This is a genomic window from Acetatifactor aquisgranensis, from assembly GCF_943193215.1.
GTDB classification, from domain to species: Bacteria; Bacillota; Clostridia; order Lachnospirales; family Lachnospiraceae; genus Acetatifactor; species Acetatifactor aquisgranensis.
The window spans coordinates 1-10189 of the sequence record NZ_CALPDH010000065.1 but is presented as its reverse complement, the minus strand read 5'-3'; the positions used below and the strand labels follow the sequence as shown (position 1 = coordinate 10189).

Below are 10189 nucleotides of genomic sequence, written 5' to 3'. Positions count from 1 at the left end.
ATTATCTTAAAAAATCGTTGAAATACCTTGGCTGCTCCGTAAACCTCGGTATAATAGAAGTTTCGGTATAACTACTATTATACCGAATTCGGTATAAAATTGGCAAGCAGGGCAACTGTGGCCACACAGTTGCTATTTTTACGTTCCGGCCTTCCGGCCAGAACGCAAAAATCTGCTTGTTGGGGAGCCTCCCCAAACCCGGCTTCGGGCCAACTTGGCCCGAAATGTCAGCGTCGCTTTGCTCCTTATTTTCACCCCCCTAACGTTCCTGCTCCTTCTTCCTGCCCGGCTCCGCATAGCCCAGCAGATAATCAATGTTCGCCTTCGCCGCCGTGACCTCCCGCATTTCCTCCCGGGCCTTCCGGTACTCGGCATAGAGCCTCTTTTTCTTCTCCGCCAGCTCCCGGCCTTCCTCCTTCAGCTCGTCCATCTTTGGCAGCTTCGCCCCGCCCAGAATCCGCTTGAAGTCGGCGCAGGCCGCCCGGTAGAGCTCAATGTCGCCCTCGTGCTCCGCAAGGAACTTCCGGCTGTATTTCCGGGCCTTGTATTCCTGGAACACTGGCCGGGTCCTGGCATACTGGACCGTGGCAACCTTCAATTCCTTGTTGGTCTGGAGTGCGGCCTCGGTACTCTTGATCTGGTCGGACAGCGTGTGGAAATGCTCCGTGGTTTCTGCCGCTTTCTTTTCCAGCTGTACATACTCCATCAAATTATTTTCCTGCAAAAAAGCTAGGGCGGCGGCCATCTGTTTCAGGTTGAAAACCTTGGCCCACCGCTCATACCCCGGCCCCTTCCCCTGGAGCCTGGATTGAATGTCGATAATCAGGTTGACCCTTTGGCCGGGCTGGCCCGTGCCTGTTCGGGAGCCAGACAGCGCCGCCTCTATATCCTTCTGGCTATAGCCCTTCCCCAGCGTGGAGGAACGCAGACGGGTAAACCGTTCCTGGCCGGGAGCTCGGAAACTGATTGCGCCCCGCTGCTGCTTTACCTCATAGCCGGACTGCTCCATAAGGGAGAAAAAGGCGGCAAGGTCGGAGGGCTGTTTTTCAAGGGCCGCGTCAATGGCGGCGCACAGCTTCTGCTGGAAGGTAAGCGGTCTTTCCCGGCCCTTGGCCCATTCCCCGTAGTTCCTGTATTTCTCCTGGCTTTTTGGCTTCGGCTGCTTCACGACAGAGAGGCCGTTTTCCAGACAGAGGGTGTCGGACAGCCGCCCGAGGGCACGGCCGGAGCCGAGGAAATCCCGGTATTTATGGGTACAGTCAAGGGTAGTGGAATTGTAATAAATGTGGTTATGGATATGGGCCTTGTCGGTGTGGGTGGTGACGATGAACTGGTGATTTCCCTTTGTCCACCGCATAGCCAGCTCATAGCCGATACGGTTGGCGTCCTCCGGCTCAATCTCCCCGGGGAGGAAGGACTGGCGTATCTGATAGCACAGCACATCCTTATCTGTTCCCTGCTCCCGGCCCGTGGCGGCTTTGTACCTGCTTTTCCACAAGAGAAATTCAGCGTCTACCGTGGCCGGGTCACATTCATAGGCAGAGATATATTTTCCTTCCTCCGTCTTGACCGGGTTCTTTCCGTAGTCGGTACAGTCCTTTATGGACTGCGCGATAGATAGCCCCGGCGTGGTCTTGCGTTTCATCAGCCGCGTGGTCGCTATGGTCCATCCCTCCTTCCCGCCTCGGGCCAGATTGGCCCGAAGCGTCATAAACAGAAAAGAGAGGGGCGCAGGCCACAAAAGGCCCCGCCCCTCCATCTTATTTTTCCACCAGGGCAGCCAGCTCCTTCAACACCCCGGACAGCTGCCCCCACAGCTTTTCATAGTCCTCTTTCAGCCCGTCAATCTCTTCCGGGTACAGCCCGTAGGTGTGGGCGTGGACGGCTATCTGGTTCAGATTGTTGGAGCACCGCCGCTGCAAGGAGACCAGCTCCCGGGCGGGCGCAAGATCCACATGGAGGATATAGCCGTTCAGGGCCATCTTCCGCATATAGGCCCCGGCGTTGGAAATGCCGGCCTCGGCCATACGCCCGTGTATCTGGGCCAGCTCGTCCGCCGTCACCATCACGTTCAGGTGCCTGTCCCGTTTCCTCCCTGCCGTCAGCGTTCCTCCCGTTCCCGGCTCCGCTTTGGGGCGGGCGGCTCCTTCACCCGGTCAAGCGCCTTTTCCTCCGGCCTTTGGGGGAGCGGCAAAGGCGGGAGGTTATTCAGTATGCCGTCCAGCATGTTCCCGTTCTGTTCCTCCGTAAGCTCCGCAGTCAATAAGGGATTGTCTCTCTCGTTCATAGATCCTCCTATCTGTCCTCATGGGACTTCCCTGTTTTCTGTCTCCCCGGCTCCTTTGACGGTTCCGGCCTTCTGGCCGCCTCCTTCAGCTGCCCGGTGATGGACGGCCGCCCCGCCCGGTCCGGGTTGTGGCTGGATGGCTTGAGCTCATAATCATACATCTGCTTTTCAGTCAGCGGCTTTCCATAAATCAGCTCGCCCCACGCCAGCATGTTCCCGCCCTCCACCGGAATCCTCTCGTCATAGTTGAATATCTCTATGGGCCCGTTGCCCGGCGGCTTCGGGTAGGTCCCTATGTCCACCGGCCTTTTTAATGGCTTAGATAAACAAGGTGTAGCACAAATAAAACAATTGCTTTTAGAATTAAAGTCTCCGAACAGGCTTATTTTGCTTACGAGCCATATTGCTGGTGATATTGAGGAACTGTCAGATGTTATTTTTGAATTTTCAGCAGGAAAGATTGTTCCTGTGACTCTGTGTAGATTGTAGTTTTCTTGAATTATGTGGACTTTGTGTATAGATAAGTTTCTGAAACAGTAGCCCAACAGGGTACATCTATAGTACTACTTATAGTTTTAATAAAACCTCCACTTATTGGGGAGAAGCATTAAGCACTTAGGAAAAGCCCAAGTGCTTTTTGTGTTCTATTAAAAGCAACAATGCAGAAGAGGGGGTATGCAAAGAAGAATATTGCTTGTTTTTGGCAGCGGGTTATCCTAACGGAAGAATCAGCTGTCTTTTTTATTTTCAGTAACTACCAACAAAGCATAGAAAGAATGAGGTATCATTGCAGACAAGGGAATGTCAGCAGATTATCTCTAAAATCAAGTCAGAAAGCCGAGAAAACACTCCCCCACAATCCACTTTCCCTAATGCCGAAAATGAAAGCGGGGGCGGTATGGAATGACAAGAGCCAAGAAACTGAAAAGCCCAGGTAATGCATTCACCCCATTTACGGGGTGCGCACATACCACCAGAGGTGGTATGTGCGCTCTCCGAGGGGCAAGTTTCACTTGCATGGACTCCTGCGGAGGGCGTTGTCTGCATATCGATGAGACTTATGTACAGGTGCTGAAGGAACCAGAGCGGAAGAACACTTCGGATTCTTACATGTGGGTGTACTGCAGCATCAGGGACCAGGCAAGGCCGGTCCGGTATTTTGAGTACCAGCCGGGGAGGGGCGGAAAACATCCGGAAGCGTTTTTAAAAGGCTATACCGGATATATCCATACGGATGCTTATTCCGGGTACAATGGGGTGAAAGGGGTTACGAGATGCCTGTGCTACACCCACCTGCGACGCGCTTTCGTGGATGCGCTGCCCAAAGACATCCATGACCCGAAAGTCTCAAAACCCGCAGAGGCAGTCCTGCGGCTGAATAAGCTGTTTGAGATAGAAAAGGAACTGGAGAGCCTTCCCCCGGAACAGAAGAAAAAGGAACGGATCAACCGCGAGAAACCGCTTCTCGAGGCTTTTTGGTCATGGGCAGAGATAAACTCTGCCGGGGAACTGCCAAAGTCGAAGCTCCATACAGCTTTCCGGTATGCCCTGAACAACCGGCAGGAATTTTTCAATTATCTTGAAGATGGGAACTGTTCCATTAGTAATTCCCTTGCGGAGAATTGTATCCGCCCCTTTGTGATCGGCCGGAAGAACTGGCTGTTTGCGGGAAGTCCGAAGGGTGCTGCTGCAAGTGCAGGGATCTATGCCCTGGTCGAAACAGCGAAAGCCAATGGTCTGGATGCAATGAAATATATAAAATATATCCTGTCAGATATGCCAGGGAGTACATTTCTTGAAAATCCGGAATATCTGGATGACTATCTGCCATGGGATCCCATGGTACAGGAACGGTGCCGATGACCACTGCCCTTTTATTATAGAGGGTTGGTGGTTATTTTTCTATCCACTATCTTATTTGACGCTTACGGTACATCTTTCAAAGGGGCAGAAACTAAACCGATTAAAGGAACTGTCAAAAATGTATGCCCTCTATGCGCCAATCCAAGCCACCTATAAAGAGAGCCAATCGCTCAAAGGATTTGCGAAAATGAAATACGATAAGGAGCATAAAGACAGCTTATCGAAGTACCCCGAATTAAAGGAGCGTATGCAGAGCCTTTTACAGAACGGCGAGAAGATAACGCCGAAACAGTGGAAAGCCGAGATACAGTCTTTGCAATCTGAATATGACAATGTCAGCAAAGAGCAGACCAAGACCGCCACAGAATTAGCGTATGCGGAGATAATCAGCTACAATAAGAAAAACCTTGAGAGGGAGCTTCAGAACGAGAGCCGACAGCATAACAGACAACAAAACAAGACTAGGCGGAGGGAGGAAGAAATTTAATGTGAATTTTATTGTAAAGACAGGCGTTTTTTTGTATAATTGAAGTGTGGCAGGAACAGGATATATCGTATCTTATGTCACAGATTTTTAGAAATCGAGGTGTTAAAGTGCAGGACGATACAAAACAGATAGAGGAAGTCATGGCAAAACGTACAGCAAAAAACAGCGTATTCCTTGACCTTTTTCAAAACAAGAGTTATCTGCTAAAGCTATATAAAACGCTCCACCCAGAGGACACCACAGCGACAGAAGACTCCCTTACAGATGTGACGATCACAAATGTATTGACGGATAATCTGTATAACGATTTAGGCTTTATTGCTAATAATAAGCTGATGATACTTGTGGAGGCACAATCTACATGGACAGTGAATATTTTAGTAAGAGTTTTGCTGTATCTAGCGCAAAGCTATCACGAATATTTTCAGCGTACCTGCCAAGACTATTACAAAAGCAGGAAAGTAAAAATGCCAAAGCCCGAACTTTATGTAATTTTTACGGGAAACAAAGGGAGGAAACCCGATAAAATATCTTTGTCTAAAGAATTTTTTGAGGGTGCGGATATAGATATTGAGGTAAAAGCAAAAGTTATCTATGAAAGCGATACAGATGATATTATCAACCAGTACATTATTTTCTGCAAAGTTTTTAACGAGCAGACAAAACAGCATGGAATGACACAAAAGGCAGTTATGGAAACAATCCGCATATGCAAAGACAGGAATGTTTTAAGGGAATATTTAGCGCAGAGAGAAAAGGAGGTTGTGACAATTATGATGAGTTTGTTTGATGAAGAACAGATTATGAAATCATTTATCAGAAGCGAAAGGCATGACGCAGACAGGGAAACCGCAGAAAGAATGATTAAAGACGGAGAACTTTCTCTTGAAAAGATTGCACGTTATGTTCCTGCATTATCAATGGAGGAATTAAAGGAGCTTGAAGCCGAGATTATACAGTTGGCGTAATCGGTAAAACAATTTAATATCAATAAAACAGCGTAAAGGCGCATGGAACAGTGAATTGTAAACCATGCGTCTTTTTTTACGCCCAAAAGGAGGAACATGAGCGACAACATTCAGTTTAACACGAAGAAAGGCGGCTGTATATGGAAATTACATATCATTGGGAAGGCGACTATCTGATTCCCAACCTCAAACTTTCGGATACAACGGAGTATCAGATTGGGAAGTATGGAAGAATGAGGAAACGTTTTTTAGAAGAAAACCACAGGGGCATTTATTCGTATATGATTCTGTCGGAAACCTTATGGAAGCATCTTGCAGAGATTGATGAAGAATGTAATGAGATGATGGACAGGCTTGTGGGGCAGATGGCAAAGAAAGAGGGCGTAACGGAGCAGCTTAAATCTGATGACTGGCTCTGCTGGCTTCAGAAGATGAACAGCATTAGGAGCAGGGCGGAGGAAATAGTGCTGCACGATCTGGTATATTCCCTTTAGTTTTATTCTGGTTTTAAGTTTTGTAGCATGAGGCGCAGATGATGTCAAGACACCGGCTTCGTCTCGCCTGCGGCGGTCTTGACATCATCTGCGCCTCATGCTATGGAGTGGTCAATGGGGGAACAAAGTTCCCCCATTGCATTAAAAATGCTAATGGCGATATTTTGGAAAAATCAAAATTGAGGATTGACAGGAATCGAAAAATAGCTTATTATTGACAATAAGAAATGGGTTTTTACCGTACAGTGTTTTCACTCAAGCGGGCTGCTCGTTTCTTTTTTTATTGCCAGAATATCATACAGATACTTCCTGCCATCATTCGCATGACGGACAAGCATACTTGCTGAATAAATATTATGTCTTGCTATTTTCCCTGTTTTGTCATCATATACGGGCAATGCAAATCTGATGTTGTAGCGATACCATCCATATACCGCATCTGTTTTGTGCTTTTCTTTCCGGTTTGCTTCATGTTTTGGATTGGTGGCTATTCTTATAAGTTCAGGAACAGCCTGTGAAGCATTTGCCTTAGCCTTTGCAACGGCGCCTTTTAAGGCGATACGGCTTTCTGAACTTGCGTATTCATCGGGAAAATCTGCCGAAATATATATTTTTTCAGAAGTTTCCTCAATTTCGTAAAAATCTCCGATATACTCTTTCAGGTATTCTTCGACAGCCGTCCAGTCATCCCGCACTTTTGCCTTGAAACGGATATCGTTAATCAGGACCAGCTTTTTACCGTCCGCATCGGTTATGATATTTACATTCCTGTTTTCAATCATCTCTTTTGTTCCCTTTCTTCTTTCCCCTTGATTTGTAGACATTAAACTGGTTCTTGCACTTCTGGCTGCAAAACTCATTCCCCTTCCGACTTGCGACAAAGGCTTTCTTACAGTGTTTGCACATGCGCATATCACTGTCCTTATCCGTGAGCATGAATGAGAAGCACATCTGCACCATGACGAGCAGGGAATGGAAATCCCATACAATAACGGGCGAATCCTTTTCAAGCGCAATCCGGTAAGTCGGGGCTACGCCGCCGAAAGCGAAAATGCCTTGATGGTACAGGCTGCGCGTCTGTTCGTCAATCGTATCATAATCCATGTAATAAAGAAAGCTCGTCATAAAGGTAAACGCCCAGTCGGTAAATTCCTTTACAAGCCAGTCGTATCTTTCCGCATAGTCCTTCTGCAGTTCCATTGCCACAGCCTGTGGCGCATTCCCCATAGCCATCGTGATCGCAATACCCTCACGGTCAGTCACAGTCCATCCCGATTCTACGCCATTCTTTTTGAAATCAGGCTTGTCAAAAGGGTAGAAATAGGCGAGATAGTCCTCTGTAGGGAGGGATTCTTCCTTTATAAAGTGGTTCTTTGGAAGATACACCGATTCATAAGTAATGAAGTCCGCTGTTGTCGGGAGGGCTGTCATAAAGCCGAGAAAACCATATTTTTTGGTAAAGTCAAGCACAGCTTCCATCAATGCTTCTTCCGGTACTTTGTGCATGGCGGCAAGCCCGACATTTATGGCATCAATGACAAGCTGTTCCGCTTCCTGTATGGGATGGTACATTTCAGGTCTGGCATCTTTGGAAACTGTTATGTAGAGGTTACTGTCACTGCCTGTCTTATATTCATAGCTATTGTACCGAATCCACGGCGCGCTGGTACGTTCAAATAAATTCTTCATAAAAAATCTGCTCCAATCCATCAATCCTGCCACATCATCTGATGTAATATCTTCTATATTATAAATGGTTACTTATTATTGGTCAAGCTGTTTGCGATTTTCAGTCAGGGCACATTTACATTCTAGGTTTTGGTCTGTTTGGTTTTCCTTTTCTTTTGGACACCATTATCAAGGAAATATTTTTCATCAAGTGTCATGGGCAGGTTGTTTTGTTTCCGGTATGCAAGTATGCCGCTGTAAAGTTTCCGTATCTTTTTCAGCGCAGTTTCCCTAATACCACGGATATTCCGGTCAGACTGTCTGATACTCTCTGCATATTCCAAGGTGGAATAGTCACGCAGGAACAGATAATAGAGCATATTTTTGAGATGCGGCTTTAGTTCCTTCAATATTTTCGATAAATCCGTGTCTGTGACAAGCTCATGTATTGTTTCCGGGTGGTCAAATATAATATCGAGGAAATCGCCCGCAAGCATGAGCCTTCTTAAAATCATGTCATAGGAAGGGCTGTCGGAAAGGTATAATTCGTATGCACCCCGTTCCAAAGGGACAGTGGAGCGTCCGATCTCATGGTCTCTTTCCTTCCGCTCCCTGTTGGCGTCCAGTTTGTCCCACCAGTACAGCACATTTTCAAAGTCAGCTTCCGTCCTTGCGCTTTCCTCAATACGTCGGATTGCAAGAGCGCGGGCTTCACGGTGGAGCATATCCCTGTCCGCTTCCGTTATGAAATTCTGCTCCCTGAATGTGGGGAGTTCAGCGTATTTTGGCATTTATGGTCAGTCCTTTGCAAAAAAATAAAAATTTGTAGCTGTTTTTTCAAAAACACTTCCGTTTTTATAGCCGTTTTCCTCCTATTAGTGAAAGAGTAATTCTTTTTAACTAAAAATCGGTTACACGAAAGGAGGGACAGACTATGGGATACGGATAAAACAAAAATCTGGTTACTAAGTACGGAAGTCAGGGGACTTAGCAGTTCCTTGAACAATTATAAGGGATATGCGTGTGAAGTGCAAGAAAAGACTGCACGCAAGAAAGGATTGCTAATGGAGGCAGTAAAATTGAATAACAATATGGCAAAGTCCAGCCCTTCTGCGGCTGGCTTTTTTTACCGCAGGATTGGCGGGACGCTTTTTAAGGTCAGGGTATATATGGGTTCGGGATATGCCGACACGCTGGATGAAAAAATTCCCCGATTAATTTTAAATGAAATGGTGACAGGCGCAGAAAGTTATGTTAAGATGGATTCACCACAGATGAGCCAGCCGCCGGAAAGGAGTTCAGAATGAACAACAGGACGGCTGGTGACAACAAAATAACAGCTCTTTATGAGCGGCTCTCAAGGGACGATGATCTTGCGGGGGACAGCAACAGCATAGTCAACCAAGAGAACATTTGTCAAGGGGGATTTCACCATAAAGATGAAATCCCCCCGTTAAACAAGGATTTATAGATTCATTTCGTCAACAATATTTGTGGGTTTTGCGGTCATTTCTACCCATGCTGGAACGAAGCCACTCTTAATGGCGTTTCTGACTGACCTGATATTGGACCATGCCGTACAATAAAATGGTACTTTGTCCCTGTTTATTATTTCTTTTGTAAGCGTACTTGTCAGTACGGAGGCAATTCCTTGTCTTCTGTATTTCGGCAGGACATCCACACCAATCTGCCACATATCTTTGCAATCCGCAGAACAGGCTGCTAATCCAACCAATATGTTTCCATCGTATGCGCCGACGCCAAGTACATCCAAATGCTTACGATCTTTGCAAAGTGCATTGCTCCATTCCGGCAAATACAAATCACCAAAATCTTCTTGCTCCAATATGCGTGTTTTATAGGCACAAGAAAGAACTTGTATCCTGCTTATATCAGGCAAATAGTATTCTGCCATAAAGCATATTTTATGTCCTTTCTCGAATAGACGTTCATTCAGCCAGTGCATATTTGGTGCTTCAAAGCAGTGATAAAATTCAAACTTTCCTATATACTCGGACACTATTTCCAAGGTTTCAGGTATGGAAGCTGCCGCAATATTGTTCCCATAGGAAACAAAGTTGCACGTGATAGGCTTCTTCAAATATTTGCGGGAGTTCTTCCCTAATTTTAAGGGAAAAACAACATTTCGATTTGTCTTAAAATCTTCCTCTCGGCATCCCATATCCTCTGCGGACTGCCTCATGGCAATTTCCATCATTTCACGATTCGTCATAAACTTCTCTCCACATTGTATCGGTTTGGCAAATCCCGATTTGTCAAATAACACAAGCCAAGTATACCACCATTGCAGACGGCTTTCAACCCTCTTTTACAGGCGTTGACAGTAGTAGTTATACCGAAACTTCTATTATACCGAGGTTTACGGAGCAGCCAAGGTATTTCAACGATTTTTTAAGATAAT

Annotated in this window: 12 protein-coding genes and 2 pseudogenes; 6 read left to right on the top strand and 8 right to left on the bottom strand. The window is 46.5% G+C overall.

Annotation, left to right across the window (positions count from 1 at the left end; all coding sequences use genetic code 11):
- Nucleotides 1–259: 259 nt before the first annotated feature.
- The 4 genes from NFS35_RS27960 to NFS35_RS27945 all read right to left on the bottom strand — a co-directional run bounded on the left by NFS35_RS27960 (nt 260) and on the right by NFS35_RS27945 (nt 2589).
- A complete protein-coding gene (locus tag NFS35_RS27960) occupies nt 260–1663 on the bottom strand; it encodes a relaxase/mobilization nuclease domain-containing protein (RefSeq protein WP_408629662.1) in 1404 nt (467 codons plus the stop codon).
- A gap of 97 nt (nt 1664–1760) precedes the next feature.
- Nucleotides 1761–2105, bottom strand: coding sequence for a plasmid mobilization protein (locus NFS35_RS27955; RefSeq protein WP_408629661.1), 345 nt, complete (start codon nt 2103–2105; stop codon nt 1761–1763).
- Complete coding sequence (locus NFS35_RS27950; RefSeq protein WP_251210246.1) at nt 2102–2287, bottom strand: DUF4316 domain-containing protein; 186 nt, start codon at nt 2285–2287, stop codon at nt 2102–2104. The genes NFS35_RS27955 and NFS35_RS27950 overlap by 4 nt, the downstream gene beginning before the upstream one ends.
- 8 nt (nt 2288–2295) lie before the next feature.
- Nucleotides 2296–2589, bottom strand: a complete 294-nt coding sequence (locus NFS35_RS27945) for a defense against restriction DarA-related protein (RefSeq protein ID WP_330640519.1) — start codon at nt 2587–2589, stop codon at nt 2296–2298.
- A gap of 733 nt (nt 2590–3322) precedes the next feature.
- On the opposite strand from NFS35_RS27945, the pseudogene tnpC reads away from it, so the two are divergent.
- From tnpC to NFS35_RS27925, 4 genes and pseudogenes are all read left to right on the top strand, one after another.
- Nucleotides 3323–4150 (top strand): annotated as a pseudogene (gene tnpC / locus NFS35_RS27940) (IS66 family transposase); the annotation flags it as partial.
- Nucleotides 4151–4337: 187 nt separating this feature from the next.
- The gene (locus NFS35_RS27935; protein ID WP_251210245.1) at nt 4338–4637 is read left to right on the top strand and encodes a hypothetical protein; all 300 of its coding nucleotides are present in this window, start codon (nt 4338–4340) and stop codon (nt 4635–4637) included.
- 74 nt (nt 4638–4711) lie between these two features.
- Nucleotides 4712–5605, top strand: coding sequence for a hypothetical protein (locus NFS35_RS27930; RefSeq protein ID WP_251210244.1), 894 nt, complete (start codon nt 4712–4714; stop codon nt 5603–5605).
- Nucleotides 5606–5745: 140 nt separating this feature from the next.
- A complete protein-coding gene (locus tag NFS35_RS27925; RefSeq protein WP_251210243.1) occupies nt 5746–6099 on the top strand; it encodes a TnpV protein in 354 nt (117 codons plus the stop codon).
- A gap of 251 nt (nt 6100–6350) precedes the next feature.
- Here NFS35_RS27925 and NFS35_RS27920 read toward each other — a convergent pair whose 3' ends face one another.
- The 3 genes from NFS35_RS27920 to NFS35_RS27910 form a co-directional block, all read right to left on the bottom strand.
- Nucleotides 6351–6881: a hypothetical protein gene (locus tag NFS35_RS27920; RefSeq protein ID WP_251210242.1), complete on the bottom strand. Its 531-nt coding sequence runs from the start codon at nt 6879–6881 to the stop codon at nt 6351–6353.
- Nucleotides 6874–7788, bottom strand: a complete 915-nt coding sequence (locus tag NFS35_RS27915) for a hypothetical protein (protein ID WP_251210241.1) — start codon at nt 7786–7788, stop codon at nt 6874–6876. Before NFS35_RS27915 ends, NFS35_RS27920 begins: the two co-directional genes overlap by 8 nt.
- Before the next feature lie 122 nt (nt 7789–7910).
- Nucleotides 7911–8558: a sigma-70 family RNA polymerase sigma factor gene (locus tag NFS35_RS27910; RefSeq protein ID WP_251210240.1), complete on the bottom strand. Its 648-nt coding sequence runs from the start codon at nt 8556–8558 to the stop codon at nt 7911–7913.
- 207 nt (nt 8559–8765) lie between these two features.
- On the opposite strand from NFS35_RS27910, the gene NFS35_RS27905 reads away from it, so the two are divergent.
- Complete coding sequence (locus NFS35_RS27905; RefSeq protein ID WP_251210239.1) at nt 8766–9074, top strand: hypothetical protein; 309 nt, start codon at nt 8766–8768, stop codon at nt 9072–9074.
- A pseudogene (locus NFS35_RS29840) lies at nt 9071–9175 on the top strand (recombinase family protein); the annotation flags it as partial. The gene NFS35_RS27905 and the pseudogene NFS35_RS29840, both read left to right, overlap by 4 nt.
- A 57-nt stretch (nt 9176–9232) precedes the next feature.
- On the opposite strand, the gene NFS35_RS27895 reads toward NFS35_RS29840, so the two are convergent.
- Nucleotides 9233–10000 (bottom strand): GNAT family N-acetyltransferase, encoded by a 768-nt coding sequence (locus NFS35_RS27895; protein WP_120410208.1) that lies wholly within the window; start codon nt 9998–10000, stop codon nt 9233–9235.
- Nucleotides 10001–10189 lie beyond the last annotated feature (189 nt).

What these genes read in the sequence shown, in the direction of transcription:
- NFS35_RS27920 (WP_251210242.1), bottom strand. Translation starts at nt 6,881, where the DNA reads ATGATTGAAAACAGGAATGTAAATATCATAACCGATGCGGACGGTAAA.
- NFS35_RS27930 (WP_251210244.1), top strand. Translation starts at nt 4,712, where the DNA reads ATGTCACAGATTTTTAGAAATCGAGGTGTTAAAGTGCAGGACGATACA.
- NFS35_RS27915 (WP_251210241.1), bottom strand. Translation starts at nt 7,788, where the DNA reads ATGAAGAATTTATTTGAACGTACCAGCGCGCCGTGGATTCGGTACAAT.
- NFS35_RS27895 (WP_120410208.1), bottom strand. Translation starts at nt 10,000, where the DNA reads ATGACGAATCGTGAAATGATGGAAATTGCCATGAGGCAGTCCGCAGAG.
- NFS35_RS27910 (WP_251210240.1), bottom strand. Translation starts at nt 8,558, where the DNA reads ATGCCAAAATACGCTGAACTCCCCACATTCAGGGAGCAGAATTTCATA.
- NFS35_RS27935 (WP_251210245.1), top strand. Translation starts at nt 4,338, where the DNA reads ATGAAATACGATAAGGAGCATAAAGACAGCTTATCGAAGTACCCCGAA.
- NFS35_RS27925 (WP_251210243.1), top strand. Translation starts at nt 5,746, where the DNA reads ATGGAAATTACATATCATTGGGAAGGCGACTATCTGATTCCCAACCTC.
- NFS35_RS27950 (WP_251210246.1), bottom strand. Translation starts at nt 2,287, where the DNA reads ATGAACGAGAGAGACAATCCCTTATTGACTGCGGAGCTTACGGAGGAA.